The organism is Streptomyces sp. NPDC006510 (assembly GCF_040611955.1).
GTDB lineage: Bacteria > Actinomycetota > Actinomycetes > Streptomycetales > Streptomycetaceae > Streptomyces.
This window is the reverse complement of the sequence record NZ_JBEXPH010000028.1, coordinates 1-26,547: the sequence shown is the minus strand read 5'-3', so window position 1 is coordinate 26,547 and position 26,547 is coordinate 1. Positions and strand designations below refer to the sequence as shown.

The 26,547-nt window shown below is 71.1% G+C and carries 21 protein-coding genes and 1 pseudogene; 11 read left to right on the top strand and 11 right to left on the bottom strand.

The window, feature by feature from the left end; translation table 11 throughout:
- Window positions 1–40: 40 nt before the first annotated feature.
- Window positions 41–1,429, bottom strand: coding sequence for a wax ester/triacylglycerol synthase family O-acyltransferase (locus ABZY11_RS12055; protein WP_356479029.1), 1,389 nt, complete (start codon window positions 1,427–1,429; stop codon window positions 41–43).
- Between the two features lie 120 nt (window positions 1,430–1,549).
- A complete protein-coding gene (locus ABZY11_RS12050; RefSeq protein WP_356479028.1) occupies window positions 1,550–3,616 on the bottom strand; it encodes a SpoIIE family protein phosphatase in 2,067 nt (688 codons plus the stop codon).
- Between the two features lie 256 nt (window positions 3,617–3,872).
- Here ABZY11_RS12050 and ABZY11_RS12045 point away from each other — a divergent pair, with 256 nt between their 5' ends.
- Window positions 3,873–5,240 (top strand): FAD-dependent oxidoreductase, encoded by a 1,368-nt coding sequence (locus ABZY11_RS12045; protein ID WP_356479027.1) that lies wholly within the window; start codon window positions 3,873–3,875, stop codon window positions 5,238–5,240.
- 99 nt (window positions 5,241–5,339) lie between these two features.
- Here the strand turns inward: ABZY11_RS12045 and ABZY11_RS12040 are convergent, their stop codons facing one another.
- Window positions 5,340–6,392 carry a chitinase gene (locus ABZY11_RS12040; RefSeq protein WP_356479026.1) on the bottom strand — a complete coding sequence of 351 codons (1,053 nt, stop codon included), beginning with the start codon at window positions 6,390–6,392 and terminating at the stop codon, window positions 5,340–5,342.
- 416 nt (window positions 6,393–6,808) lie between these two features.
- Between ABZY11_RS12040 and ABZY11_RS12035 the strand changes: the two genes are divergently transcribed.
- The 3 genes from ABZY11_RS12035 to ABZY11_RS12025 are packed head-to-tail and all read left to right on the top strand — an operon-like array spanning window position 6,809 to window position 9,977.
- On the top strand, window positions 6,809–7,861 hold the full coding sequence (locus tag ABZY11_RS12035; protein WP_356479025.1) for an iron-siderophore ABC transporter substrate-binding protein: 1,053 nt from the start codon (window positions 6,809–6,811) through the stop codon (window positions 7,859–7,861).
- Between the two features lie 17 nt (window positions 7,862–7,878).
- A complete protein-coding gene (locus ABZY11_RS12030) occupies window positions 7,879–8,916 on the top strand; it encodes an iron ABC transporter permease (RefSeq protein ID WP_356479024.1) in 1,038 nt (345 codons plus the stop codon).
- Window positions 8,913–9,977 (top strand): iron chelate uptake ABC transporter family permease subunit, encoded by a 1,065-nt coding sequence (locus ABZY11_RS12025; RefSeq protein WP_356479023.1) that lies wholly within the window; start codon window positions 8,913–8,915, stop codon window positions 9,975–9,977. Before ABZY11_RS12030 ends, ABZY11_RS12025 begins: the two co-directional genes overlap by 4 nt.
- Window positions 9,978–9,993: 16 nt before the next feature.
- Here the strand turns inward: ABZY11_RS12025 and ABZY11_RS12020 are convergent, their stop codons facing one another.
- Window positions 9,994–10,449, bottom strand: coding sequence for a hypothetical protein (locus tag ABZY11_RS12020; RefSeq protein ID WP_356479022.1), 456 nt, complete (start codon window positions 10,447–10,449; stop codon window positions 9,994–9,996).
- A 155-nt stretch (window positions 10,450–10,604) separates the two neighbouring features.
- Here ABZY11_RS12020 and ABZY11_RS12015 point away from each other — a divergent pair, with 155 nt between their 5' ends.
- Genes ABZY11_RS12015 through ABZY11_RS12005 form a run of 3 tightly spaced genes read left to right on the top strand, consistent with a single transcriptional unit; the run spans window position 10,605 to window position 13,458 of the window.
- A complete protein-coding gene (locus ABZY11_RS12015) occupies window positions 10,605–11,447 on the top strand; it encodes a YndJ family protein (RefSeq protein WP_356479060.1) in 843 nt (280 codons plus the stop codon).
- Complete coding sequence (locus tag ABZY11_RS12010; protein WP_356479021.1) at window positions 11,444–11,968, top strand: DUF1990 domain-containing protein; 525 nt, start codon at window positions 11,444–11,446, stop codon at window positions 11,966–11,968. The genes ABZY11_RS12015 and ABZY11_RS12010 overlap by 4 nt, the downstream gene beginning before the upstream one ends.
- Window positions 11,969–12,021: 53 nt before the next feature.
- Window positions 12,022–13,458, top strand: a complete 1,437-nt coding sequence (locus ABZY11_RS12005) for a lipase maturation factor family protein (protein ID WP_356479020.1) — start codon at window positions 12,022–12,024, stop codon at window positions 13,456–13,458.
- Here the strand turns inward: ABZY11_RS12005 and ABZY11_RS12000 are convergent.
- From ABZY11_RS12000 to ABZY11_RS11990, 3 genes are all read right to left on the bottom strand, one after another.
- Window positions 13,436–14,344 (bottom strand): alpha-L-fucosidase, encoded by a 909-nt coding sequence (locus tag ABZY11_RS12000; protein WP_356479019.1) that lies wholly within the window; start codon window positions 14,342–14,344, stop codon window positions 13,436–13,438. The genes ABZY11_RS12005 and ABZY11_RS12000 overlap by 23 nt on opposite strands.
- Before the next feature lie 80 nt (window positions 14,345–14,424).
- Entirely contained in the window at window positions 14,425–14,601 is a 177-nt protein-coding gene (locus ABZY11_RS11995; RefSeq protein WP_266727531.1) for a hypothetical protein, read from the bottom strand.
- A gap of 347 nt (window positions 14,602–14,948) precedes the next feature.
- The gene (locus tag ABZY11_RS11990; RefSeq protein WP_356479018.1) at window positions 14,949–16,433 is read right to left on the bottom strand and encodes an SDR family NAD(P)-dependent oxidoreductase; all 1,485 of its coding nucleotides are present in this window, start codon (window positions 16,431–16,433) and stop codon (window positions 14,949–14,951) included.
- A gap of 321 nt (window positions 16,434–16,754) precedes the next feature.
- Here ABZY11_RS11990 and ABZY11_RS11985 point away from each other — a divergent pair, with 321 nt between their 5' ends.
- From ABZY11_RS11985 to ABZY11_RS11975, 3 genes are all read left to right on the top strand, one after another.
- Window positions 16,755–17,963, top strand: coding sequence for a fused response regulator/phosphatase (locus tag ABZY11_RS11985; protein WP_356479017.1), 1,209 nt, complete (start codon window positions 16,755–16,757; stop codon window positions 17,961–17,963).
- Complete coding sequence (locus tag ABZY11_RS11980; protein ID WP_356479016.1) at window positions 17,960–19,585, top strand: ATP-binding protein; 1,626 nt, start codon at window positions 17,960–17,962, stop codon at window positions 19,583–19,585. The genes ABZY11_RS11985 and ABZY11_RS11980 overlap by 4 nt, the downstream gene beginning before the upstream one ends.
- A gap of 99 nt (window positions 19,586–19,684) precedes the next feature.
- Window positions 19,685–20,140: an ATP-binding protein gene (locus ABZY11_RS11975; protein ID WP_356479015.1), complete on the top strand. Its 456-nt coding sequence runs from the start codon at window positions 19,685–19,687 to the stop codon at window positions 20,138–20,140.
- A 41-nt stretch (window positions 20,141–20,181) separates the two neighbouring features.
- Here the strand turns inward: ABZY11_RS11975 and ABZY11_RS11970 are convergent, their stop codons facing one another.
- From ABZY11_RS11970 to ABZY11_RS11955, 4 genes and pseudogenes are all read right to left on the bottom strand, one after another.
- Window positions 20,182–22,533 (bottom strand): GH92 family glycosyl hydrolase, encoded by a 2,352-nt coding sequence (locus ABZY11_RS11970; protein WP_356479014.1) that lies wholly within the window; start codon window positions 22,531–22,533, stop codon window positions 20,182–20,184.
- A gap of 142 nt (window positions 22,534–22,675) precedes the next feature.
- Window positions 22,676–23,174 (bottom strand): annotated as a pseudogene (locus tag ABZY11_RS11965) (glycoside hydrolase family 2 TIM barrel-domain containing protein); the annotation flags it as partial.
- A 104-nt stretch (window positions 23,175–23,278) separates the two neighbouring features.
- On the bottom strand, window positions 23,279–24,592 hold the full coding sequence (locus ABZY11_RS11960) for a HEAT repeat domain-containing protein (RefSeq protein ID WP_356479013.1): 1,314 nt from the start codon (window positions 24,590–24,592) through the stop codon (window positions 23,279–23,281).
- A gap of 98 nt (window positions 24,593–24,690) precedes the next feature.
- Window positions 24,691–25,371 carry a (2Fe-2S)-binding protein gene (locus ABZY11_RS11955; protein ID WP_356479012.1) on the bottom strand — a complete coding sequence of 227 codons (681 nt, stop codon included), beginning with the start codon at window positions 25,369–25,371 and terminating at the stop codon, window positions 24,691–24,693.
- A 227-nt stretch (window positions 25,372–25,598) separates the two neighbouring features.
- On the opposite strand from ABZY11_RS11955, the gene ABZY11_RS11950 reads away from it, so the two are divergent.
- A partial coding sequence (locus ABZY11_RS11950; RefSeq protein ID WP_356479011.1) for a DMT family transporter occupies window positions 25,599–26,547 on the top strand: 949 nt, incomplete at its 3' end.

Below are 26,547 nucleotides of genomic sequence, written 5' to 3'. Positions count from 1 at the left end.
GAAATCTATCCGATCTATGACCGATCGGGACGTCGGCCGCTCAGTGAGTCGGCAGCAGCGCGAGCAGCTCCGCCACCTCTTCGTCCGCGCAGCGCGCCAGCCGTTCCAGATCGGGCAGCGCCTTGCCGTCGGCCACCAGCCCGACCCGCACCCGGCCGCCGTACGTGGACAGCGCGACGGCCAGGGCCTGACCGCGGGCCAGTGGCGCCATCGGGTAGACGGCGCGCAGCGGGCAGCCGCCGAGCGAGAGCGCCGAGCGCGGCAGGGGCACGCTGGTGACCAGGATGTCGAAGAGCATCCTGGCCGCGTTCCCGGCGAGCGGCGCACCGAAGCGGTGGGCCAGTGACGGCAGTTGGTCGGCGAGCACGGCGACCGCTCCGGCGCCGCGGAAGGGGCCCGCGGACTTGTTGCGGTCCATGGCGGTGCGGACGGCGCCGAGCCGCTTCCACGGGTCGGGTTCGCCGACCGGGAGCTTGAGCAGATAGGCGGAGAGCTTGTTCCCGGTCGCCGCGGCCTGGCCGGGCCTGCGGCGGGAGACCGGCACCAGGGCTCGTGGGTCCTCGTCGGGCAGCGGTTCGCCGCGTTCCCGCATCCAGCGGCGCAGCGCCCCGGCGACGACCGCGAGCAGGACGTCGTTGGTCGTGCCGCCCGCGGCGCGGCGGATCAGCTGAACGGCTTCGAGGTCCAGGTCCGCGGTGGCCAGTCGCCGGGTGCCGCTGGAGCTCGCGGTGAGTGCGGGCGTGCCGCGCGGATCGAGGCGGCTGGCCCGCACCATGGAGGCACCGACGCCGAACGCCCGCCCGAGATCCTCGATCCGGCCGAGCGCGAGCCCGGCCACCTGGCGCGGGCCCGGCATCCACGAGCGGGGCGGAACGGTGCGCGCACGGCGGGTGGGGGCCCCGCCGCGGGCCCGGCCGGCGGCGGCGATCTCGTCGAAGATCCCGGCGCCGATGGCGACCGCGCGCATTCCGTCGGCCAGGGCGTGGTGGAGTTTGACAAGCACCGCGAAGGGGCCGCCGCCGGCGCCGCCGATGACGTACATCTGCCAGGGCGGCAGCCCCCGTTCGAGCGGCCGTTCCATCAGTTCACCGGCGAGCCGGGTGGCGCCCGCCATGAATCCGCCGTCCTCGTCACGCGACTCCGCCTCGGTCAGCCGCACCCGCTCGATGTGCCGGCGGACGTCGAAGTCCTTGTCGACGAACCAGGCCGCACCCCCGACGGGCAGCAGCACGTCCCTGACCCGCATCCGCAGCCGGGGAATGGCGGCGGCGCGGGTGCCCAGCAGTTCGAGCACGGTCTCCGCTTCGGCGCCGTGCGCCGGGTCGGGGGCCGGGGCGAAGACGGCGAGCGCGCCGAGGTGCATCGGGTGGGCATCGGATTCGAGGTGCCAGAAGGCAAGATCGAGGGGTGCCAGCAGCTCAGTTCCCAACGGGTCCTCATGTCGTCGAAGACAAGACTGACGGAGTCGCAGTCAATCGCTCGCGGTCGGTTACGGTCAAGTACTGACATGTTACGTTCTGTTACTGTCGGGTAGGGAAGTGCGTTTCTGTCACTCGTGCGCCGGGATGACGAATTCGCACCAGACGCACTTGCCGCTGCCCCGGGACTCCACGCCCCACAGGTCCGCCAGCCGGTCCACCAGCATCAGCCCCCGCCCCGACACCCCGGCCTCCCCCGCGTCCCGCCGCCTGGGCAGCGCACTGGAGCGGTCCTCGACATCGACCCGCAGGCGGCGCTCGGGCCCGGTGAGCACGCGGATCGTGACGATGGCCCCGCCGTCGGTGTGCATGAGCGCGTTGGTGATCAGCTCGTCGGCGGCCAGCTCGACCTCGTCGGCCCGCGTCTTGGCGCCCCAGGCCCGTACCGCCGCCCTGATCATGTGCCGTGCCGAACTCAGCGCCTCCGGGTCGCTCTGCGCGACGTGCTGCTGGAGCCGGCCGCCCGGCTGGGGTGCGTGGGCGGCCTTGCGGCGCAGCAGCAGGACCGCGACATCGTCCTCGCCGCCGCGCTCGTCGACCTCCTCGCAGAGCCGGTCGGCCAGCCGCTGGAGGTCCTGCGGACCGTTGCGCACCATTGCCGTCAGCAGCTGTATGCCCTCGTCGAGATCGGCGCCCGGCAGCTCCACGAGACCATCGGTGAACAGCACCAGGGTCTGGCCGGGGTCCAGCTCGACGGTGCTGACCGGGTATTCGAGCCGCCCGAACTCGGCCGAGAGCCCCAGCGGCAGCCCACCCTCCGCGGGAAGCTTGCGGCAGCTGCCGTCGCTCTCGCGCATTAGCGGGTCGACATGGCCGGCCCGGACCAGCTGCACCACTCCGGTCGTCAGGTCGACCTCGGCGTAGGTGCAGGTCGCGAAGCGTTCCGTGTCCAGCTCGTGGAGGAAGACGGAAGCGCGCGCCATCACCGTGGCGGGGCTGTGCCCCTCGGCCGCGTAGGCGCGCAGCACGATGCGCAGCTGCCCCATGACGGCCGCCGCGTGGGTGTCGTGGCCCTGCACGTCCCCGATGACGGCCCCGACCCGGCCGCCGGGCAGCGGAATGACGTCGTACCAGTCGCCCCCGATGTCCCGGCCCAGCCGGGCCGAGCGGTACCTGACGGCGATCTGCGCCCCCGGCACGTCCGGGATCCTGCGCGGCAGCATGGCCTGCTGGAGGCCCTCGGCGAGGTCGTGCTCCTGCTCGTACAGCATGGCCCGCTGAAGACTCTGCGCGATGGAGCTGCCGAGCGCGACCAGCAGATTGCGTTCGTCGCCGGTGAAGCCGTCCTTGTCGCTGTAGAGCAGGCCGAGCGCGCCGATGGGCCGGGCCTGGGCGATCAGCGGCAGATAGGCGGCGGAGGTGATGCCGAGGTGGCTGATGTGGGGCCACAGGATCGGGTACGAGGTGGCGAAGTCCGTGGCGGACTCGATGAAGCGGGGCGCGAGCGTGCGAACGACCTCACTCATCGGGTACTGCTCGTCCGTCCGGGTGTAACGGGTGCCGGGCACGAACGAGCCCTCCGGGCCGTCGGCCACCAGATGGATGCGTCCGGCCTCCATCAGCCCCATGACCAGGCTGGTGGCACCGAGATGTGCCAGTCCCTGGGAGTTCTTCAGCACTTCGATGACGTCCCCGACGGTACGGGCATGAGCCAGTGCGGCCGTGGTGCCGTCCACCAGGCTGGTGCGGCGGCGCCGCTCCAGGTCCAGCTCGCGGCGGGCGGTGGAGTCGGCCAGCTCCTGGGTCGCGTCGCGGACGATGCCGATGATGCGGTGGGGGCGGCCGGTCCCGTCCCGCCGGATGAAGCCCTGGGTGTGGGTCCAGCGGAGGCTGCCGTCGCGCCGCTTGATCCTGAAGTACGCCCCGTAGTTGCTCCGCCCGCTCTTGAGCGCCTGCGCGACCATGGCGTCGAGCCTTACGCCCTCGTCCGGCGGCACCCGCTGCCCGAGCGACTCCGGCCGGTTGTCGTACTCCTCCGCCCGCAGGTCGAACACGCCGAGCGCGGGCCGGTCCATGTGCATGAGGCCGCTGTCGAGGTCCCAGTCGAAGCTGCCCATACGGTTCAGGGCGAGGCTGAGATCCGGGTGGGCGGGCCAGTCGTCCGGGAGCGACAGGGCACCCGCTACCCGATCATCCATGCGGGTCACTCTGCCATCATTTGTCCGATTCTTCGAGCGAACCCCGCTCGCTCGGGCGAATCCTCCCCGCGCCACCCGAGTGCGTTCCGAGCCGATGCGGGCGCCGGACGGCGCGGCCGGATGTCTCGTAGGGCGAACCACCCCGAGGCCACGGATCGGCAGCGGATACCGTGTCCCGTGGAGCACGGTAAGCCCATCCTTACCTTTACCCTGAGCTGCACTGCCCGCATCAGCACGTTCTAAGGACCAGCACCTGATGACCCGCCCCGTCCGCGTCGCCATAGTCGGAGCCGGCCCCGCCGGCATCTACGCAGCGGACGCACTGCTGAAATCCGAGGCCGCCCAGGACCCGGGTGTTTCGATCGACCTGTTCGAGCGGATGCCCGCCCCCTTCGGCCTGATCCGTTACGGGGTGGCCCCGGACCACCCGCGGATCAAGGGCATCGTCCAGGCACTCCACCAGGTTCTCGACAAGCCGCAGCTGCGGCTGTTCGGCAACGTCGACTACCCCAACGACATCGGCCTGGACGATCTGCGGTCGTTCTACGACGCGGTGATCTTCTCCACCGGCGCCGACGCGGACCGCGCGCTCGACATCCCCGGCAGCGACCTGGACGGCTCGCACGGCGCCGCCGACTTCGTCTCCTGGTACGACGGCCACCCCGATGTGGCCCGCACCTGGCCGCTGGAGGCGGAGAAGGTCGCCGTGCTCGGCGTGGGCAATGTGGCCCTGGACGTGGCACGGATCCTCGCCAAGACGGCGGACGAACTGCTGCCGACCGAGATCCCCGCGAACGTCTACGCGGGCCTCAAGGCCAACAAGGCCCTTGAGGTGCACGTCTTCGGGCGCCGCGGTCCCGCGCAGGCCAAGTTCAGCCCGATGGAGCTGCGGGAGCTGGACCACTCGCCGAACATCGAGGTCATCGTCAACCCCGAGGACATCGAGTACGACGCGGGCTCGATCGAGACCCGGCGTGGCAACAAGCAGGCCAACATGGTCGCCTCCACGCTGGAGAACTGGGCCATCCGCGATGTCGGCGACCGGCCGCACAAGCTGTTCCTGCACTTCTTCGAGTCCCCGGTGGAGATCCTCGGCGAGGACGGCCGGGTCGTCGGCCTGCGCACCGAGCGGACCGAGCTGGACGGCACCGGCAACGTCAAGGGCACCGGAAACTTCACCGACTGGGACGTGCAGAGCGTCTACCGCGCGGTCGGCTACTACTCGCAGGAGCTCCCGAAGCTCCCGTTCGACGTGGTCTCCGGCACCGTCCCGCACGCCGCCGGACGCGTCGTCGACGGCGGGGAGCACATGCCCTCGGTGTACGTCACGGGGTGGATCAAGCGCGGCCCGGTCGGCCTCATCGGTCACACCAAGGGCGACGCCAACGAGACGGTGGCCTGCCTGCTGGAGGACCGGGCCGAGGGCCGGCTGCCCGCGCCCGTCCGGCCCGAGCCGGAGGCCGTCACCGCCTTCCTGGAGGAGCGCGGCGTCCGTTACACCACCCGCGAGGGCTGGCACCGGCTGGACGCGCACGAGCAGGCCCTGGGCGCGGAGCAGGGGCGCGAGCGGATCAAGGTCGTGGAGCGCGAGGCCATGCTGGACGCCTCCGAGCCCCGCGCCTGACCGTACGACGTACCGACCGGGCGGCCGCCGCCACGGCCGCCCGCAAGGGCAGCTCCGTCCACCTCGGCGGAGCTGCCCGGTCCGGTGGTCTCCGGCGCCTCAGCGGCCCTGCAGCGCCTTGACGTTGTCCCCGAAGGTCCAGCCCTTCGAGCCGTCCCAGTTGAGCGACCAGGTCATCAGGCCCTTGAGGGCATTGCCGTAGTGGTTCCAGGCCTGCGACACCTGGCCCGTCGTCAGGTGACCGCCGCCCGCGCCCGGCTGGGCCGGCAGCCCCGGAACCTGCTTGTCGTACGGGACCTTGATCGTGGTGCCCTGGACGACGAGCCCCTTGTCCAGACAGTCCGTCTGGGCCGTGAACCCTTCGACCGTGCCCGCGGAGTACGAATCGCCGGCGCACCCGTACATGCTGCCGTTGTAGTACTGCATGTTCAGCCACCACAGGCGCCCGTTGTCGGCGTACTTCTTCACGATGGGCAGATACGCGCCCCAGATCGAGCCGTAGGTGATGCTCCCGCCGGTGACGTAGGCCGTCTCCGGCGCCATCGTCAGGCCGAAGTTCGACGGCATCTGCGCGAGTACCCCGTCGATGATGCGGATGAGGTTGGCCTGCGAGGCCGACAGCTGATTGATGTTGCCGCTGCCGGTCAGCCCGGTCTCGATGTCGATGTCGATGCCGTCGAAGTTGTACTTCTTGAGAATCGGCACCACCGTCTCGACGAACCGGTCGGCGACAGCGCTGGAGCTGAGGTCGATGCCCGCGGCCGCACCCCCGATGGACATCAGGGTGGTGAGTCCGGACTCCTTCGCCCGGCACATCTCGGCCGGGGTCGGGACCTTCACGGTCGAGTCCATCCCGTCCTCCCACAGGACGGTGCCGTCCGAGAGGATGACGGGGAAGGCCGCGTTGATCACGTTGTAGCCGTGCTGCGTGATGCGGCTGTCAGTGACCGGGATCCAGCCGAGCGGCGGGTGCACACCGTTCGACGCACCGTCCCAGTTCTCCCAGTACCCCTGGAGCACCTTTCCGGAGGGCTTCGACTTGACCGCGCAGGTTTCGTCCTGCGCGGCGCTCGGCGTCGCACCCACGAGCATTTGTACGACACATGCCGCCGCGAGGCCGACCCCCAGCAGGCGCGATGTCCGACCGAACATGCTCAGTTCCCTTCCTGTCGCGGCCGAGCGCCATCGGGGCGGAACGGATGCCCGAGGCGGCCCGGCGCAGGGCGAGTTGAACGCGTGAATGGCATGCCCCTGACAAGCTCAGGCGGAATGCGGTCTCGCATTTCACGGCTCGCCACACGCTAAAGAGGCACGAACCTTCCGTCAATAGGTCTGGACCAAAGAAACCGCCGGACCACGATTCCCGCACCGCCGCGGGACCGGCGCGAGCGGGTTCGAATGCGTTTTCCAGGGGGCCGGTTGTCGCCACACAATGGCTTAGCTTAGGCTTGCCTAACTCTTTGCGATCTGCATCAGGGCTGCCCGTCGTACTCGTACGGCCTCTTTCGGCATGCCCTCCCGCGCTCGCAGGGTGCTGCCGCTCCATCCGCCAAACATGAGGAACATCCATGTCCCGGTTCATCCGCGCGCGTCGCCGGACGCTCGCCGCAACTGCCGCCGCCGCCGCAGCCCTCGTTCTCGCCCTGGGCGGCTGCTCGTCGAGCGACGACGACAAGGAGACCTCCGGCGCATCCGGGAAGAACGGCGGAGCGTTCCCCGTCTCCATCAAGAGCGCGCTCGGCACGGCGGAGATCAAGGAGCAGCCCGAACGGGTCGTCACCCTCGGCCAGGGCTCCGCCGAGACCGCCATCGCGCTCGGCCACACCCCGGTGGGCATCGAGAAGTACGAGTGGGGAAGCGACAAGACGGGCTATCTGCCCTGGATCCACGACGCGGTGAAGAAGTCCGGCGACAAACTGCCGACCCAGTTCACGGGCGGTGAGGACATCGACTTCGAGGCCATCACCGAGCTGGAGCCGGATGTCATCCTCGCTCCGTGGTCCGGGATCACGCAGAAGGACTACGACATCCTCAAGGACATCGCTCCCACCGTCGCCTACCCGGACCTGCCGTGGAGCACGGACTGGGACCAGCAGATCGAGATCATCGCCAAGGCGCTGGGGCAGCCGGACGAGGCGAAGACCCTCACCTCGGAGATCGAGAAGCAGCTGTCCGACGCGGCGGCGACCCGGCCGAACTACAAGAAGTACAAGTTCTCGTACATCTACAACACCGGCCCCGGCACCCTCGGTGTGTTCAAGCCCGATGAGCAGCGCGTCAAGATGGTCTCCTCGCTCGGCCTCACGGTCGACCCGGTGGTGAACACCTTCAAGGAGACCAAGGGCACCGACTCCGCGCTCATCGGCCTGGAGAACGCCGAGAAGCTGAAGGACAGCGATCTGGTCTTCACCTTCTACATGGACGACAAGACCCGCAAGGAGATCGAGGCGCAGCCGCTGTATGCGGCGATCCCCGCGGTCAAGAGCGGCGCCGTGGTCGCCGGCAAGGACAACTCCTTCGTCACCGCCTCCTCGATCATCAACCCGCTCACCGTGCCGTGGGTGATCGACCGCTACCTGCCGCTGATCGACAAGGCGGTCAAGGCCGCCGACAACGGCTGAGGCCCGCCACCACACACATGGCCACCACCACACACGCACCGCCGAGCGGTGCCGGTACCTCACGGACCGGCACCGCTCGGCGGGTATTTTCCGTCGTCATCGCAGTCGCCGTGCTCGCGCTCGCCGTGCTCGCGAGCGTCATGTTCGGCAGCCGCACCACCTCGTTCGGCGATGTGCTGGACGTCCTGTCCGGCAGTGCGGACCCGAATGTCACCACCATCGTCGAGAGTCGCTATCCGCGGACCGCGCTCGGTGTGCTGGCCGGCCTCTGCCTCGCCGTCGCGGGCACCCTCATGCAGGGCGTGACCCGCAATCCGCTGGCCGATCCGGGCCTGCTCGGGATCAACGCGGGCGCGTCCGCGAGCATCGTCGCCGCGACGGCGTTCCTGGGGGCGTCGGGCAGCACCGCCACCATGTGGTGGGCGCTGCCCGGCGCGTTGCTCGCGGGTCTGCTCGTCCATGCGATCGGTTCTGCGGGTTCGGGCGGCGGTCTCGTCCGGCTGGTGCTCGCCGGCGCGGTGCTCTCCGCCGTGCTGATGGCGTTCATCCAGGCGGTGACCCTGGGCCGCCCGAAGGTGTTCGACAGCTACCGGTACTGGGTCGTCGGCGCGCTGGGCGGACGGGACTTCGACGTCTTCTGGTCGGTGCTGCCGTTCGCCGTGGCCGGTCTGGTGATCGCCGCGGTGCTCGGTCCCGGCCTCAACGCGCTCGCGCTCGGCGACTCGACGGCGGCGTCCCTGGGGGCGAATCCGGCGCTGGTGCGGGCGGGCGGGCTGCTCGCGGCAACGCTGCTGAGCGCGGCGGCGACGGCGGCGGTCGGCCCGATCGCCTTCGTCGGCCTGGCCGTGCCGCATGTGGTGCGGGCCGTGGTCGGCGTCGATTTCCGCATGCAGGTCCTTTTCTCGGCGCTGGCAGGTCCGGCGCTGCTGCTCCTGGCGGATGTCGTGGGCCGGGTGGTCATGCGACCGCAGGAGCTGATGGTCGGTGTCGTGACCGCGTTCATCGGGGCGCCCGCACTGCTCATCGCCGTACGCAGGATGAGGGGCAACGCATGACGTCGCAGCAGACCGCGGTCCGCACCGCTTCGCCCCGTAAGGTGCTGAGGGCCGGCGGGAGGGTGGCCGTGCCGGTCCGGCGGGTGTCGGTGCTGACGGCCCTCGTGCTGCTGGTGCTGCTCGTGGCGGGCGCCGTCGCCACGCTGTCGCTCGGGCGGCTGGGCATTCCGCTCCCCGACCTGGCCGGGGCGGTGACCGGCGGGGCCGAGGGCAAGAACGCGTTCGTGCTGGAGCGGCTGCGCGGCCCCCGGCTGACGGTCGCCGTGGGCACCGGTGCGGCACTCGGGCTCTCCGGGGCGCTGTTCCAGTCCGTCACCCGCAATCCGCTCGGCAGCCCCGATGTGATCGGGCTGGCGTCCGGTGCCGGGGCGGGGGCCGCGATCTCCGCGCTGTTGTTCCCGGACACCGTGCCGGTGGCGCTCGGCGCGCTGCTCGGTGCCGTTCTCGCCATGGTGCTGGTCTATGTGTCGACCGGTACCGGGTTCCGCAACCCGGCCCGGCTGGTCATCGCGGGCATCGGGGTCGCCGCGATCGGCACCGCGATCACCCAGTACGTCGTCTACGCCATGGAGCGGGACCGGGCCGCCGTGCTCAGCGCCTACGTCAACGGCAGCCTGTCGGCGCGGTCGTGGGAGGACGCCACCACGATCTGGCTGGTGCTGCTGGTGGTGGCCCCGCTCACCGTGCTCCTCTCGCGGCGGCTGGACATCGGGGAGATGGGCGACGACATCGCGGCCGCGCTCGGCTCGGAGCCCCGCCGCACCAAGACGGCCGCCGTGGTGCTGGCGATCGTGCTCTCGGCAGGGGTGGTCAGCGTCGCCGGTCCCATCGCGTTCATCGCGCTGACGTCCCCGCAGGTCGCCAAGCGGATCACCCGCGCATCCGGCCCGCACCTGGCGCTGTCGGCGCTGACCGGCGCACTGCTGCTGGTGCTGGCGGATCTCTGCGCCCAGCAGCTGCCGCTCTTCGACAACCTGCCCGTCGGCATCTACACGATGGCCATCGGAGGCGTGTACCTCGGCTATCTGCTGGTACGGGAGTGGCGTCGGGGAGTTCTGTGAGACGCGGCGCCGTACGCTACTCGCCGCCGAAGTAGCCGTACGGCGCCACGGACACGCCCTCGACGACACACCTCGGGTCGTCCTCCCCGGCCGTCGGGTCCACCTCACGCGCCTCCAGCACGCGCATGGACCAGACGGAGAACCCGGCGTGGCAGTCGTAGCCGATGTCGCACGGCGTGCTGGTGTAGCCCTTGGCGTGCAGTTCGGCGACGACGTCGTCGATCAGCCGGTGGGTCAGCTGGATCCCGTCGTAGCTTGCCTCCGCCTCGCCGCCCTGACCGCTGCAGCCGATTTCGACGAGTTCCACGGTGTCGTCGGGTGCGTAGGTGATCACGAGCGTCGGTGTGGTGTCGTACACGACAGGGCGGACGGCGGCGGTGCCGAGGCTCGGCGGGCCGACACGCTCCTCGGCCCGGGTCCGGTGGTCGCCGATCATGGCGAGGCCGACGCCGCGTCCAGGGATGATCTCCATGCCGGGCATCCTGCCATCGGCGCCCGGGTCTTCCCCTCCCACCCCTCGCACGCTCAGCTCCTCCCCGCCCTCGCACACCCCCACTTGAACACGTTCAAGAAAGCTCGTAGAGTCGATGCCGAACACAGTTGAACGCGTTCAAATCGGGGGCGGCGATGTCGGTACTGGTCAATTCGATCGTGATGCTGGGCATGCTGGTGGTGGTCCCCGCGGGACTGCGGCTGACCGGTGCGACCGAGTTGGACCGGATCCGGCGACTGTGGCCGCTCTTCGCCGTCCCCGGCGCCGTCGCCCTGTGGCTGCCGCGCGGCACGGCCGCCACCGCCCTGGCGGGCTGCTACGCGCTCGGCACCGCACTCCTCGCCCTGCACGCCCCGCACCGGCTGCTCCGCAGTCCGTCGAGGTCCACAGCGCCCGCCGAGATCGCCCTGCTCACCGCCCTGGTCACCCCGTCGGTCGCAGCCCTCGCACTGGTCGCCGAACGCTCGGGGCACACACTCTTCGGCTTCGGGCTCGGCATCCTCGCGCTGACCGTGCCGCACTTCCACTTCGCCGGATTCGCCGCCGCCCTGGTCGCGGGGCTCGTCTGCCGGGTCGCCGACAGCGCCGCGGGAAGGTTCGCCGCGCTGAGCGTTCCGCTGGGCACCCTGCTCGTCCTGATCGGCTACTTCATCGGCGACTGGGCCGAACTGGCCGGCGCGGTCGTCCTGACCGCGGGAATGTGGACCGTCGCCCTCCTCACCTGGCGATCGATCCGCACCGGACAACGGGACCGGGCCACCCGGACACTGCTCGCCGTCTCGTCCGCCGTGCTCGCCGTCACCATGGTGCTCGCCCTGAGCTGGGCACTCGGCGAGGCCACCGGACTCCCGCACCCCACACTGAGCTGGATGGCCGCCACCCATGGCCTCGGCAACGCACTGGGCTTCGCACTCTGCTCGGTGCTCGCCTGGCGACGGCTCCAGAACCGCACCGACCACGAAGGCAGGACCGCATGAGCACGCTCACCTATCCCGAGGTCGGCGCCACCCGGCTCGGCCCGCTCCCCGACGGCTACCACCACCTCCACCACCGGACCAGGGTCGGGCGCGGCCGGGCCGACTTCGAGGCGGCGGGCGCGGCGGTCACCGAATGGCGGCTGCACCGCGCCTCCGGGGCCCGGGTCCAGGCGTCGGCGGACCGTGCCGGAGCCGGGGTCGGCGTCCGGGTGTCGCTGGGCATCGGCCCGTTCCGGTTCACCGCGCCCTGCCGGGTCGTCTGGGCGGAGTACGAGAAGGACCGCATCGGATTCGCCTACGGGACGCTGGCCGGGCACCCCGAGTGCGGCGAGGAGTCCTTCGTGGTGGAGTTGGCGGACGACGGGGCGGTGTGGTTCACGGTCACGGCATTCAGCCGCCCGTCCGCCTGGTACACCCGGCTCGCGGGCCCGCTCGTGCCGATGACCCAGCGGTGGTACGCCCGCCGGCTCGGATCCACGCTGCGCCGGATCGTCGCCGAGGGCCGCACCGTGAGGGGCTGAGGGGCTGAGGGGCTGAGGGGCTGAGGGGAGCCGGCGGGCCGATACTGGAAGCGATGGAGTGGTTCACCGCAGACGGGTACTGGCTCAGCCGGCTGATCTTCCAGCGGGCTCTCGCCGGTGTCTACCTGTTCGCGTTCCTCACCGCCGCGCTCCAGTTCCGGGCGCTGATCGGCGAACGCGGCATGCTGCCGGTACCCGATTACCTGCGGCGTACGGAGTGGCGCGACGGGCCCGGACTCTTCCGGCTCCACTACTCCGACCGCTTCTTCGCCCTCGTCGCCTGGACCGGCTGCGCGCTCGCCGTCGCCCTGCTCGCGGGCGCGGACTCGTACGTTCCGCTCTGGGCGGCGATGCTGCTCTGGGCGCTGCCCTGGGCCCTCTATCTCTCGATCGTCCAGGTGGGCCAGACCTGGTACGGCTTCGGCTGGGAGTCGCTGCTACTGGAGACCGGCTTCCTCGCCGTCTTCCTCGGCAATGCGCACACGGCCCCGCCGGTGCTGGTGCTGTGGCTGTTGCGCTGGGTGCTGTTCCGGGTGGAGTTCGGCGCCGGGCTGATCAAGATCCGCGGCGACGAGTGCTGGCGCAAGCTGACGTGTCTGTACTTCCATCACGAGACGCAGCCGATGCCGGGACCGCTGAGCTGGTTCTTCCACCGGCTGCCGAAGCCGGTCCACCGGGCCGAGGTGGCGGCCAACCACGTCACCCAACTCCTGGTGCCGGTGCTTCTCTTCACTCCGCAGCCGGTGGCGAGCGCGGCCGCGGGGCTGATGATCGTCACCCAGCTGTGGCTGGTTGTCTCGGGGAACTTCGCCTGGCTGAACTGGGTGACGATCACCCTGGCCCTGTCCGCCGTCGACTGGTCCCTGTTCACCGAACCGCCCGCCCAGTCCGCTCCGCCGCTCTGGTACGAGATCGTCGTCATCGCGGTGACCGCGCTGGTCGTCTTCCTCAGCTACCGCCCGGCGCGCAATCTGGTCTCCCGCCGCCAGGTGATGAACCGCTCGTTCGACCCGCTGCATCTGGTGAACACCTATGGCGCGTTCGGCAGCATCAGCCGGGTCCGGCTGGAGGTGGTGGTCGAGGGCACGGACGAACACGTGCTCCACGACGGCACCGTCTGGAAGGAGTACGGCTTCCGCGGCAAGCCGGGCGATCCACGCCGGATGCCCCGCCAGTTCGCCCCGTACCATCTGCGGCTGGACTGGCTGATGTGGTTCGCGGCGCTGTCCCCCGCGTACGCCGGCCCGTGGTTCGGCCCGTTCGTGGAGCGGCTGCTGGAGAACGACCGGGACACCCTGCGGCTGCTGCGTCACAACCCGTTCCCCGACGCCCCGCCCGCGCACGTCCGCGCCAGGGTGTACCACTACCGGTACACCACCTGGCGCGAACTGCGGGCCACCGGGCGCTGGTGGCACCGGACCTATGTGCGGGACTTCATGCGCCCCGTCTCCCTCGGCCCCGCCTGGCTCAGCCCGACCAGGCAATCTTGAAAACCCAGGCGTGCTTCCCGGTCCTGCGGGCCGCCGCCGGTACGTCGATCACCAGCGAGCCGCCCCGGGCCCGCCAGTTCAGCGGCCGGTCGTGACCGAGCAGGGTGACCCGGTCGCCGCTGCGGACCGGCACCGGTGCCTCGACGGTGAGGGTCGCGCCCGGCTGTGCCAGGGAGTGGATGAAGAACGCCCGGTTCGGCCGCAGGGTGAACCGCAGATCTTCACCGAACTGCGGCATCCGTGACCAGTACGTGGTGTCGTAGACCGCCTCCCCGTTGGTCTTCAGCCACTCCCCCGTCTCTCGCAGCCTGCGCTGCATGATCTCGGGGATCGTGCCGTCGGCCCTGGGGCCGATGTCCAGCAGGAAGTTGCCGTTCTTGGAGACGATGTCGACGAGCGAGTGCACGATCTCCTCGGCCGTCATGTACTTCTCGTCCGGCGTCTGGGCGTTGTAGCCGTAACTGAACGGGTCGAGGCCGCGGCTGGACTCCCACTTGGCGGTGACGATCTGGTCGTACGTCGTGTACTCGGGCGTGGTGAAGTCGTACGGCCCGATCCCGGAACGGTTGTTGACGGTGACCTCGACCGGGCGGGCCCGGTTCTTCGCGTGGTTGAAGTACTCCGCCAGCACCCGGTGGCTGTCATTGTCGCCGCCGATGTCGCACCAGAGGATCTCGGGGTCGTAGCCGTGGATCAGCTCCAGCATCTGCGGGCCCTGGAACTGGGTGACGTAGTCCCGGCCCGCCGTGTGCCCGGTGACGAGCTCGGAGGACTCGGAGGGTGCGGTCGCCCCCGGACAGTCAGCCCCGGTCCTCGCTTCGACCCGCGGGCGCCGGGCTGTCGTTCGCCGGGGCCGGGGTGGCCCGTGCGGTCTTCTGGACCGCACGGGCACGCCTGATGCCCCGAGCTCCGGCCCGCGCGATGCGGCCGGAGCTCGGGGGTTCGGTGCCGGGGTGTGAAGCGGAGTCAGTCGATGCCGGGCAGGATGTGCGGCTCGGCGAGGTCGTCCTCGTAGCCTGCCAGCCGGATCGGCGCGGACCTGGCCCAGACCTCGATGTTCCGGAGCTTCTCGGGCCTGCGGGCCCGCTCTCCGTGCCGTTCGGCCGGTCGCTTCTCGTGCTTCGTCAGTTCCGGTGTCGTCACCGCGCACTCCTTTGTGTCGCGTAGCCCCGGGCGTCGCCGATGCTCCGGCCTCATTACCGGGGATCGGCCACCCGTGCGGGGCAGGGGCAAGAACAGCTCGGTCGCGGTGGCGCCGGGTACGTGGCGGGACGGCGACTTGGTTGACAAGCCTGTCCCGGGACGGTCGAGGAAGGTTTGTGGACTCCTCGATTACGTCCGTTCACATCAGGGTAACCAAATGAGCGCTTCCGCGCTCGATGGAACGTGTGCTCTAGGTCACTTTCAGCCACCGAATACGGAAAAGACCCGGCCGGGAGCGACTCCCGGCCGGGTCCACAGCGGCTCACGGACGCCGCGTCACCGGACGACTACCAGTTGGCAGGGGCGTAGTCCTTGAGGAAGCAGCCGTACAGATCCTCGCCGTCCTCACCGCGCACGATCGGGTCGTAGACGCGGGCGGCGCCGTCGACCAGGTCGAGCGGGGCGTGGAAGCCCTCCTCGGCGAGGCGGATCTTGTCGGGGTGCGGGCGCTCGTCGGTGATCCAGCCGGTGTCGACGGCGGTCATCAGGATGCCGTCCTTCTCGAACATCTCCTGGGCGCTGGTGCGGGTGAGCATGTTCAGGGCGGCCTTGGCCATGTTGGTGTGCGGGTGGCCCGCGCCCTTGTAGCCGCGGCTGAACACGCCCTCCATCGCGGAGACGTTGACCACGTAGGCGCGCTTGGCGGCCGTCGCCGCCATCGCCGGACGGAGCCGGCTGATCAGGATGAACGGGGCGGTGGAGTTGCAGAGCTGGACTTCCAGCAGCTCGATCGGCTCGACCTCCTCGACGGTCTGGATCCAGCTGTTGGTGTCGTGCAGGTCGGGCACCAGTCCGCCCGCGTCGATCGCCGTCCCGGCGGCGATCCGCTCCAGCGAGGCGGAGCCGGTGACCAGGGCGAGCTCGGTGACGTCCTGTGCGCTCAGGCCTTCCTTGCGGGCGGCCGGCAGGGCCGCGACCCGGTCGACGGCGCCGCTGCCGAAGGTGCCGATGACCTCGGCGGCGGGCAGCTCGCCCGCCGGGAGCGGCGCGGACTCGGCGTTGACCAGTTCGCTGTAGGCGTTCGCGGAGCGGCGCACCGTCTGCGCCGCGTTGTTGATCAGGATGTCCAGCGGGCCCTCGGCGGCGACCGAGTCGGCGAGCGCGACGACCTGGGCGGGGTCGCGCAGGTCGATGCCGACGATCTTCAGCCGGTGGATCCACTCGTCGCTGTCCGGCATCGCCTTGAAGCGGCGGATCGCGTCGTTGGGGAAGCGGGTGGTGATGGTGGTGTGTGCCCCGTCGCGCAGCAGCCGCAGCGCGATGTACATGCCGATCTTCGCCCGGCCGCCGGTCAGCAGCGCGCGCCGGCCCGTGAGGTCGGTCCGTGCGTCGCGGCGCGAGCGGTTCTCCTTCGCGCACTGCTGACAGAGCTGGTGGTAGAACGCGTCCACCTCCACGTACCTGGTCTTGCAGATGTAGCAGGACCGGGGCCGCTGGAGTACGCCCGCGATCTCGGCACGGGCGGACGACGACGGCAGGACGCCCTGGGTCTCGTCGTCGATCCGGTCGGCCGAGCCGGTCGCGGTGGCCTCGGTGACCGCCTTGTCGTGCGCGGTCTTGGCTGCGCGGCGCTCCTGGCGGCGGCGCTGCTTCACCGTCCGGTAGATCCCGGCCGTGGCACGGCGCACGGCGATGGCGTCGGGGTGGTCGATCTCGATGGTGTCGAGTTCGTCGAGCACGCTCAGGCAGACGGCCAGCCGCTCCGGGTCGATACCGGGACCGAACTCCTCAGTACCGGGAGCGAACTCCGGGCTGTCCTGTGTCACCGTCATTGCCGTTCCTCTGTCATCCGTCTCTCGTGGCGCCGACCGCCGTACCTGCTCCTGCCGGGCCGAACGCCCCGATCAAGTCTGCCATGCAGCGGATGCTGCTCCGTTCGCGTGACTTCGCGGCCGTTCCGGCGCGGTTCGCGGGCGTGGGTGCGAAGGGTTGCGCGGCCTTCGCCCCGACGTTTCTTCCACGGGTCGGTCACATATGCTTCGCTGCCATACGGCCGGGGTCGGGCCGTGCCGTGTGTACAGGGGGGGTGCGGAGTGGCCGGATTCCCCATGGACGGCTCTCGGGCGCAACCTGTGCGTGCGGACGCCGTTCCCGTGCAGCCGGGGCCTCCCCCGGTCGGCAACGGTTCGGTCTGGGACGTAGACGCCGTGATCCTGCTGGTCGAGGACGACGCCGGTGACGCGCTCCTGATCGAGGAAATGCTCGCGGACAGCGAGCTGGACTCCGCGCTGACCTGGTGCAAGACACTGGCGGAGGCCCGCCGGTTCCTGGCCGGGAGCCAGACCCCTTGCTGTGTACTGCTCGATCTGCATCTGCCCGATGTGTTCGGTCTCGACGCCGTCACCCAGATCGTCGAGTGGGCGCCGGACGCGGCCATCGTCGTGCTGACCGGCCGGGCCGAGGCCGACACCGGCCTGTCGGCCGTGGCGACCGGTGCCCAGGACTATCTCGTCAAGGGGAGGCTCGATCCGGAGGCGCTGGGCCGCTCGGTCCGGTACGCCCTCCAGCGCAAGCAGGTCGAGCGGGCGGCAGCGGCGTTGCGCGCCAACCGGCTGATGGCGCAGGAGAACGCCCGCCTGGAACGCGGTCTGCTGCCCGTGCCCCTGCTGCTCGACGACTCCTTCGAAGCGGTGGCGCGGTACGAGCCGGGCCGGGCGCACGCCCTGCTCAGCGGGGACTTCTACGACGTGGTGCAGACCGCCGACGGCACGGTGCACGCGGTGATCGGCGATGTGTCGGGGCACGGGGCGGCGGAGGCGGCGCTGGGGGTCTGTCTGCGGGTGGCATGGCGTACGGCGGTGCTGTGCGCGACCGGCCAGCTCGAACAGGTCCGGCTGCTGGAGGAGATCCTGGTCGCCGAGCGCGCCGACCCGCATGTCTTCGCGACCGTCACCTCACTGGCCTTCGCCCCGGACCGGCGGCGGGTGCGGGTGGTGCGGGCCGGGCACCCCGGGCTGCTGATGCGCGGCGGTGCCCGGGTGAGCTGGGAGGAGCCCGAACCCGGGATGGCGCTGGGCCTGGTGCCGGGGACGGGGCGATGGAGCACCTCGGAGCTGTCGCTGCCCGGGGACGGCCGGCTCGTCCTGTTCACCGACGGGCTCTTCGAGGGACGTACGGGCCCGGGTTCCCGGCTGGGCGAGGAGGGGCTGCTCGCCATGGCCCGCCGGCACGGGGCGCTGGCGGCCCGTGCCTTCGTCGACACCCTGGTCGACGAGGCCGCAGCGGCGGCGTCCCCGTACGGCGGTCTCGCCGACGATGTCGCCGTGCTGCACCTGGGCTGGGGACGGAGCGGTGCGCGATGAGCGGCCCTGACGCATCGCCGGACACCCGGCCCGGCCCGGCCTCGCGCCTGTCGGTCCAGCACCGGGTCCATCTGATCCTCGCCCTCTTCGTGCTGGTGGTGTGCGCCGGATCGATCGTCGGCGGCCTCGTGCTGTCCCGGATGTCCGACCGCACCACCGAGCTGGTCGACCGCATCCAGCCCGCCCGCTCCTCGTCCTTCCAGTTGCAGAACGCCCTGCTGGAACAGGAGACCGGGGTCCGCGGCTTCGCGCTCACGGGTGATGCGACCTTCCTGCACCCCTACGAGCAGGGGATGCGGGACGAGAACCTCCGGCTGGCCCGGGTGCGGGCGCTGGTCGGGGACGAGCAGCCCTTCGCCGACGATCTCGACCGGATCGCCGAGGCCGCGCGGGAGTGGCGCGGCCGGCACGCCGAGCCGCTGGTCGCGGCGGTCCGCCGGGACGGCCCGGCCTCCGAGTCCTCGGCGCCGATCCGGCGGAGCAAGGTCGAGTTCGACACGCTGCGGCGGCTGTACACGGCCCAGCAGGCCCATCTCGACGCGGCGCGCGACCGGGCCCGCGCCGATCTGAGCACCGCCCGCACTGCCCGGGACCGGGTGCTCATCGCGTTGGTGGTGGGCTTTCTGGCGGCCGTGGTCTCGCTGAGTCTGCTGCTGCACCGGACGGTGGGCCGGCCGCTGAGCCGGCTGACCGCCGCCTCCGACACGGTCAGGTCGGGGGCGTTCGGCAACCGGATCGAGGTCGGCGGGCCGTCGGACGTGCGGGCGGTGGCGGCGGCCGTCGAGGACATGCGCCGCCGTATCGTCGATGAGCTCGCCGCTTCCCGGGAGCGCGAGAAGCTGCTGGCGGAACAGGCTCAGGAACTGCGCCGGTCCAACGCGGAGCTGGAGCAGTTCGCCTATGTCGCCTCGCACGACCTGCAGGAGCCGCTGCGCAAGGTCGCCTCGTTCTGCCGGCTCCTGGAGAAGCGGTGCGCGGCATCGCTCGACGACCGCGGCCGGCAGTACATCGACTACGCGGTGGACGGTGCGACGCGCATGCAGGGGCTGATCGACGACCTGCTCGCCTTCTCCCGGGTGGGGCGGGTGCACGACAAGTGGAAGCCGGTCGGCCTCGACCGGACCCTCGACCGCGCACTGGCCGATCTCGCGCTGGTCGTCGAGGAGTCCGGCGCCACGGTCGTACGGGAGAGCCCGCTGCCCGAGGTGACCGGGGACGCCACGGCGCTCTCCATGGTGTGGCAGAACCTGATCGGCAACGCGGTGAAGTTCCGCCGGCCCGGCGTCCCGTGCCGGATCACGGTCGGCTGCGTCCGGGAGAGCGAGGACTGGCACTTCTGGGTGTCGGACAACGGCATCGGCGTCGCGCCGGAGTCCGCGCAGAAGGTGTTCGTCATCTTCCAGCGTCTGCACGGCAGGGACGAGTACGAGGGAACGGGCATCGGCCTGGCGTTGTGCCGGAAGATCGTGGAGTTCCACGGGGGCCGGATCTGGCTGGACGAGGAGAGCTCCGAAGGCACCCGCATCCGTTTCACACTCCCGGTCGCCCCCGCCGCGCAGGCGCGCGGTGCGGCGGAACCGCTCCTCACGGACACGGCAGCCGGGCGGTCCGGCCATGGCTGAGATCTGCCGGGTTCTTCCCGGAGTGGGACCGTTCGTCGCGGGTAGGCGGACGTCGAGAAGCTGTCACCGAACACCCCTGCGTCGCCCTGGCTGGAGCACATGAACGAACAGGTCACCTCGCGACCGGCCGACTGCCCCTGTCCGGACCGGTCCACGGAGGTTCTGCACAGCGCCGAGGTGTTCGACGGCGAGCCCGGCTGCATCGCGCAGGCCCGGGCGCTGGCCGACCGTTTCCTGGTCCGGCTGGCCGCCGAGTGGCTCGCGGTCTTCGGTGAGCACACCCGCAGCGATCTGCTGCTGGCGGTGAGCGAGCTGGTCACCAACGCGGACCGCTACAGCCAGGGCCCGTATCTGCTGGAGCTGGAGGGCACCGCGGAGCGCGTCAGCATCACGGTGTACGACTCCAGCACCGCCCTGCCACTGTTCTACTCCCCCGACCCGACGCGCCCCGGCGGCCACGGCATGGAGATCGTGGTGGCGCTGTGCGACCGGCTGACCGCCGAGCGGGTGCCGGTGGGCAAGCGCATCCGGGCCGAGTTCGAACTGAGCAGCTGAGCTGTGGGGCGGGCGGGACGCCGCCCGCCCCACGACCATGGTCAGCCCAGTGCGGGCGGGGCGTCGGAGGCGGAGGTGCCCCAGTCCGACGGCTCGTCGCCCACCGTGAAGGAGAGCGAGCGGGCCGAGCGGATGTCGTCGGTGGTCAGATAGGTGCGCGACTGCGCCGTACCGTCGAGGCGGGCCGACTGGATGTAGCGGTCGGTGGCCGAGGTGCCGGGTGCGCTGACCGTGAGCGATCCGCGCGGGTAGTAGCGGCGGTCGAGCCTGATGTCGACGCGCTCGAAGGCGGGCGTCGACAGCCCCCAGGTGTCGGTACCCGGCTGGACCGGGAAGACGCCGATGGCGGACAGCACCATCCAGGCGGACATGGTGCCGAGGTCGTCGTTGCCCGTCATGCCGGTCGGGGTGTCGGTGAACAGGGTCAGTGCGGCGTGCACCACATCGGTGGTCTTCCACGGCTGACCGGTGGAGAGATAGGTGTACGGGGCGATGAGGTCGGGCTCGTTCTGCGGGTTGTACTTGTCGGCGTTGTAGTACGCGTACGGGCCGTTGACCCAGACCTCACGCGCGGTCTTCGCGGGGTCGGTGAGCAGCTTGTCGTACGCGAAGAAGGAGTCGAGCCGCTGGTTCGCGGCGTCCTTGCCGCCGATCAGGCCGACCATGCCGGGCAGGTCCTGCGGGACGAGCCACTGGTACTGCCAGGACGTGCCCTCATGGAATCCCTCGCTCCTGGCCGGGTCGGCGGGTCCGGTGAAGGCTCCGGAGGTGTCGCGTGCGCGGAAGAAGCCGGTCGAGGGGTCGAAGATCTTCCGGTAGTTCTGGGCGCGTTCGGTGTACCGCTCGGCGTCGGCGTCGTGGCCGAGGTCGCGGGCCATCTCGCCGAGCATCGCGTCGGACAGCGCGTACTCCAGGGTCGCGGAGGCGCCGTGGTCGTAGTCCGAGTCACCGGGCTTGGCGTGCTGCCGGCCCTTGATGTACGGGGCGAACCCGTCCTTCAGGTACTGGACGTTGGCCTCGCGGCCGACGGGTGCGGAGTCGGCCGGCGGCACCCCGTCGGCGTTCTTCTTCAGGGCGCGGTACGCCTCCTCCTCGTACCCCTTCAGCAGCCCCTGCTGGTAGGCGTTGGTGAGGAAGGGGGTGACCGGGTCGCCGGTCATGATGTTCGTCTCGACCGTGCCGTAGCCCCACTTGGGGAGCCAGCCGCTCTCGGCGTCGATCCGCAGGACCGAGAGCGCCATGTCGCGCGACTCGCGCGGGGCGAGCAGCGAGAGGAGCTGGGCCTGGGTGCGGTAGGTGTCCCAGAGGGACCAGTTCTGGTAGTACGTGAAGCCCTTGGCAACGTGGGTCTTCTGGTCCCAGCCGGTGTAGCGGCCGTCGACGTCGCTGCCGATGTTGGGGGCGAGGAAGGACCGGTAGAGGGAGGAGTAGAAGGTGCGGCGGAGCTGGTCGCTGCCGCCCTGCGCCTGCACCCCTTCGAGCCGTTCCTCCCAGGCCTGCTGAGCGGCGTGCTCGACGCGGTCGAAGCTGCGGCCGCCCTCGGCACGGAGGTTGAGCGCGGCGCCCCTGGCGTCGACGTAGCTCAGGGCGGTGGTGGCCTCGACAGTTCGGTCCTTCGTGGTGTCGAAGCGCAGCCAGGCGCCGTTGCGGGCGCCGCCGGCCGAGGACTTCCTGGAGCCTTCGGTGACGGTGTCGCCGTTCCAGGTGCCGGAGGTGGTGAACGGCCGGTCGAAGCGGGTGACCGTGTAGAGCGTGTACGGCTTGGTGTCCTGGCAGAAGCCGCTGCCGGTGATCGCGGTCCGTACCGTCCGGCTGTCGAGGATCTCCACCTCGGAGGAGAGCGTCCGGTGCAGCGACTGGCCCGCGTTGAGCAGGACGTTGGCCTTGTCGGTGGCGGGGAAGGTGTAGCGCTGCACGCCGGTGCGCCTGCTCGCGGTGAGCTCGGCGTCGATCCCGGTCTTCAGCCCGACCTTGTAGTAGCCCGGGCTCGCCTTCTCGTCGTCGTGGCTGAACTCCGCCGCGTACTTGGTGTAGTCGGTCTGTGTGATGTCGCCGGTGGTGGGCAGGGCGGGCAGATCGCCGCCCAGCCCGCAGCCGACACCGGAGAGATGGACGGTGGAGAAGCCGCGGATGTGGTTCTCGCCATAGTCGTAACCGGTGTTGTGGCCGGTGTCCGGGGAGAGCTGCACCATGCCGAACGGCACCGAGGCGCCGGGATAGGTGTTGCCCTCGTTCTGGGTACCGATGAACGGGTTGACCAGGTCGGTCAGTTGTTCATCGGCGCGGGGCGCGGCCTGGGCCGTGGCCCCGGTGGTGAGGACACCGCCGAGGAGCGCGAACGCGGCGAGTGCGGTCGCCGGGCCGCGAAGTCGCGGCCGTGGGGTCCGGTGCATGGGGTACTCCTCCTTGGACAACGTTGTCAGAGCGCGATCATTCTTGGTTCCCGGGTGATGCGCGTCAAGGGTTCGGACACGGCGGACACGAACGGCGCGGCCCGCCCCGGGCGGACGGGACGGGCCACGGCGCTGTCCCGGGTCAGGTGGTGGGGCGCCCCGCCACGACCGGGTTCGACGCGTCGCGGACGAGCGCTTCCTGCGCCGCCCGGATCCGTTCGACGTCGGGTTTCACGATCCGCCGGTCGTAGGTGAGGAGTCCGTTCAACTCGCCCTCGACGTCCGAGATCTGGGCGTTGGACGGCGCCGTTGCTGCCCTTGCAGGCAAGCCTTCGCACCTCGTCGAGCCTGGCCGGATAGTCGTCGGTGTACGTGGCCGAGTCGAGCGCGCCGCAGCAGTTGAGCCCGCTCATGTTGTTCACAAGCCGGGTCGGGTCCCAGGACTTGGCCCGGTCGGCGATGCGGGCCTGGTCGTACTGGCCCCAGCCCTCGTTGAAGGTGACCCACATGACGACGGAGGGGTGGCCGGCGTGTTCGTCGATCATCTCCTTCTTCTCGCGCTCGTACTCGGCACGGGCGGCGGTGGACGGGTTGACGGTGTTCATCGCGGGCATGTCCTGCCGGACCAGCAGGCCCGGCCTTGCGCCCGGCCCTCGGTCAACTCGACCGGCTGCGAGGTCTGTTCCTTCTCCCAGTCGTCGACCCAGTGGTCGATGCGCCCGCCCCGGCGGCCCTTCGCCGTCCCTCAGATGCGGTACGCGCCCGTCGGTACGCCCCGGGCCGCCCCGTACGGGGTCAGGGCGAGCACACCGGTGCCGCGTACGCGGGTGTCCTGCCCGATGGCGAGGGGGCTGACGCCGAGGGCCTTCGCCAGCTCCGGTGCGAGGTCGAACGCGGCCGCCCTCCACTCCTCCTCGTCCTCGTCGGACTCCTGCGCCGCGTCCCATTCGGGGCTCAGGCCCAGCTCGGCGCGGCGCGCCCGTTCGAAGGGCAGCGGCTCGCCCAGCGTCAGCAGTTCGTCCTCGCCCTCACCGGTCTCGCTGTAACGCCGGACCACCGTGCCCCGTTCGGCGACGAGCCAGGCGGAACCGTCGCCCTGGGCCCCGTAGTAGTACGCCTGGGCCCGCCCGTACCGGGCGCTGAGCCGGGCGCACAGCCGCAGGACGTCCTCGCCGCGTTCCTCGTCGCAGGGATCGCACCAGGCCCCGAGCACGAAGGTCCAGCCGTCGAGTTCGGGGGTGACGAAGACGCGGGCGAAGGCTTCGTGGCTGCCCGTCCCGGCGTCGTGTCCGTCGCTGTCGACGATGTCGTTGCCGAGTGCGAACGTCACGGGCCTGGGATCGGTGAGCCCCAGCGTCTCCATGATTCCGGTCCGGTCCCCGCCCGGCACCGCGATCCAGTGGTTCCAGCAGGCCCACAGGGCCACGGGCCGCTCATCCAGGGACTTCACGCGGATGAGCCGCTCGACGGCCGCCACGTCCTCGGCGGACAGCGCGCTCTCACCACCGAGTTCGGCGAGTACGGACAGCGCCCGTGCCCGCGCCCTGCCCGGCCCCTTCCGCCTGATTTCCCGCAGGAACGGCACCAGGACCTCCGCAAGGCCCCGCCCGCGGTCCATCAGGGCGTCCCGCGCCGCTCCGGCGAGCTCGCCGTCCGGGTCGCCGAGCAGCGGCAGCAGCGCGCGGAGGGAGGACGGACCGGGTTCGTCGCAGTGCCGGATCCCGCGCACCGCCTGCCGGCGTACGAGCGGTGCGGGATGCGAGAGCGCGGCGGCGTACCGGCCCAGGGCCTCTTCGCCGAGGCGTATGAACGCCGCGCCGACCCGCTCGCGGGCCTCCTCGGTGGGTACGTCGATCAGGGCCCGGACCAGGGGGTCGAAGGCCGTGCTCCCGATCCGCCGGAGCACCGGGGCGACGTGCCGCCAGTTCACCGGGGAGGAGTCGTCGGTCAGCTCGCGCACGATGGCTTCCACCGCGACGGCCCCGCCCCCGGCCAGGGCGTCCGCCGCCGCGGTACGCCGGTCCGCGAGACGCAGGTCCCGCACCGTGTCCGCCCGCATGAATCCCCCTCCGGGAGCGTCGTCCGTCGTCCTGTACCGACATGATCGCGCGTGCCTGTGACAACGGGACGCCGGTGCCCGGGGAACGGGGGTGTGGGTCAGACGCTCTCGAAGACGCAGTCCCCGCACAGGCCGCCGGCCGGTGTGCGGTAGTACAGGCAGCAACTGCGGCGGCGGAACGCCGCGTCGTGCGGGGCGCCGGTATCCCGGAGGTCCGGGTGGTCGAAGAGTTCGGCGGCCAGTGCGCGGGCCCGCGCGGCCGCGTCGGGCCGGTGGTGCGTACGCGCCCAGGCGAGGAGTTGGCGCAGGGCTCCGGCCAGCGCGGACCCGGCGTTGCCCCACAGCAGCCGGTCGGCCAGCGGACCGTCCCGGTGGATCGCCCCGGCGAGGGGGACGAGGTGGCCGTACTGGACGGCTTCCCGTATCCGGCAGGCGGTGCCGGGCAGCGACTCGGTGCCGTCCAGCCACAGATCGTCGGGGGCCGATCGCTGCGGGTCCCAGTGAAGGGCGCCGGGCGAGAGGTCGGGGAAACGGCCGGTCAGTACCGCCGGTCCGAGTGCCAGCGACCAGAGGCGGGAAGCCAGCCCCAAGTGCGCGACGGAGGCGGCCACTCTGCGCTCGGCGGTGTCCAGCCGGGCCGCGACCTTGTCGATCCGGGCCGTGAGCGGGGCCTGCTCCCCCGCGTACAACAGCGCCAGCGGGCGGTGCGCCCCGCCGGGCGGCGCGGTGGTCCGCAGCGCGAAGAACCCGCCCACCGAGGCCACTGCGGACCCGTCCATCGCACGTGCTCCTTCCCGGCATTCCGGCCGTCGGCCTCGACTGCGCGGGCCACCCCGACATGCCATGGCCCGCCGTTCACGGTAACCCCACGGAGTGAGCGCTCCTCACCCCTGCGGGAGGAGAACTACCCTCCGTAGGAGGACACTGGGACCACGGCCGTACTACTGAAGCAGTACGCCGAATCGCCGTCTCAAGGACGACGACGCAGCCGCGTCGAAGGGACATCGTGGTGTACATGAGTTCCCTCGCGCTTTCCGTGCTGCTGTCACTGGTCTCCGCGGTCGCGTACGCGGCCGGGGCGATCGTCCAGGAGCGCGTGGCGACGGCCGGTGACGGCCACTCGCTCGCACCGCTGCGCAACCGTGTCTGGTGGGCCGCGGTGGCGCTGAACGGCGGGGGCGCGGTGCTCCATGTCGTGGCCCTGGCCTACGGTCCGCTCAGCCTCGTCCAGCCGCTCGGTGCGCTGACCATTGTCTTCGCCCTGCCGATGGCGGCGCTCTTCGTACGCCGCCGGGCGGGCGCCACCGCATGGCGGGGCGCGATCATGGCGACCGTCGGTCTGGCGGGCCTGCTCGCGCTCACGGGGAACGCCGAGTCGCACGCCCTGAACGGCCCGGATCAGCTGATGGTCGCCGGTGTGACGCTCGGTGCGATCGCGCTGCTCCTCCTGATCTCCACGGGCGTGCACCGGCCGGTGGTGCGGAGCGTGGTCCTGGCCGGGGCGGCGGGCAGCGCGTTCGGCATCGCCTCGGTGTTCACGAAGACGGTCGCGGTGGGGCTGACCTCGGGTGCGGTGGGGGCCGGGGTGCCGGCGCTGCTGGCGATCGCCGGTTTCGCGGCCGCCGGGCTGCTGCTCTCGCAGGCCGCGTACCGGGGTGCCGGACTGACCGCGCCGCTGGCGACGGTGACCGTGGTGAACCCGGTGATAGCGGCGGTCGTGGGCCTCACGATGTTCGGTGAGCAGTTCCGGCACGGCACGGCCGGGACCATGCTCGCGCTGGCCTGCGCGGTGGTCGCCGCGGGTGGCCTGATACTGCTCACGACGGAGCGGCTGGGCGCGGAGCAGCGGGCCACGGAGGCGGCGGGCAGCGGGCTCCCGGGGGCTCCGGTGGGCCGGGACCCGGAGGGCGCGGACGCGGGGCCCGGCGTCGAGGGGGCCGCACGACCGGTGGCGG

Coding starts and splice junctions, on each gene's coding strand:
- ABZY11_RS11970 (WP_356479014.1), bottom strand. CDS start 22,533: ATGCACCGGACCCCACGGCCGCGACTTCGCGGCCCGGCGACCGCACTC.
- ABZY11_RS12030 (WP_356479024.1), top strand. CDS start 7,879: ATGGCCACCACCACACACGCACCGCCGAGCGGTGCCGGTACCTCACGG.
- ABZY11_RS12040 (WP_356479026.1), bottom strand. CDS start 6,392: ATGTTCGGTCGGACATCGCGCCTGCTGGGGGTCGGCCTCGCGGCGGCA.
- ABZY11_RS12045 (WP_356479027.1), top strand. CDS start 3,873: ATGACCCGCCCCGTCCGCGTCGCCATAGTCGGAGCCGGCCCCGCCGGC.
- ABZY11_RS12005 (WP_356479020.1), top strand. CDS start 12,022: ATGGAGTGGTTCACCGCAGACGGGTACTGGCTCAGCCGGCTGATCTTC.
- ABZY11_RS11960 (WP_356479013.1), bottom strand. CDS start 24,592: ATGCGGGCGGACACGGTGCGGGACCTGCGTCTCGCGGACCGGCGTACC.
- ABZY11_RS11975 (WP_356479015.1), top strand. CDS start 19,685: ATGAACGAACAGGTCACCTCGCGACCGGCCGACTGCCCCTGTCCGGAC.
- ABZY11_RS12020 (WP_356479022.1), bottom strand. CDS start 10,449: ATGGAGATCATCCCTGGACGCGGCGTCGGCCTCGCCATGATCGGCGAC.
- ABZY11_RS11990 (WP_356479018.1), bottom strand. CDS start 16,433: ATGACGGTGACACAGGACAGCCCGGAGTTCGCTCCCGGTACTGAGGAG.
- ABZY11_RS12025 (WP_356479023.1), top strand. CDS start 8,913: ATGACGTCGCAGCAGACCGCGGTCCGCACCGCTTCGCCCCGTAAGGTG.
- ABZY11_RS12010 (WP_356479021.1), top strand. CDS start 11,444: ATGAGCACGCTCACCTATCCCGAGGTCGGCGCCACCCGGCTCGGCCCG.
- ABZY11_RS11955 (WP_356479012.1), bottom strand. CDS start 25,371: ATGGACGGGTCCGCAGTGGCCTCGGTGGGCGGGTTCTTCGCGCTGCGG.
- ABZY11_RS12050 (WP_356479028.1), bottom strand. CDS start 3,616: ATGGATGATCGGGTAGCGGGTGCCCTGTCGCTCCCGGACGACTGGCCC.
- ABZY11_RS12015 (WP_356479060.1), top strand. CDS start 10,605: ATGTCGGTACTGGTCAATTCGATCGTGATGCTGGGCATGCTGGTGGTG.
- ABZY11_RS12035 (WP_356479025.1), top strand. CDS start 6,809: ATGTCCCGGTTCATCCGCGCGCGTCGCCGGACGCTCGCCGCAACTGCC.
- ABZY11_RS11980 (WP_356479016.1), top strand. CDS start 17,960: ATGAGCGGCCCTGACGCATCGCCGGACACCCGGCCCGGCCCGGCCTCG.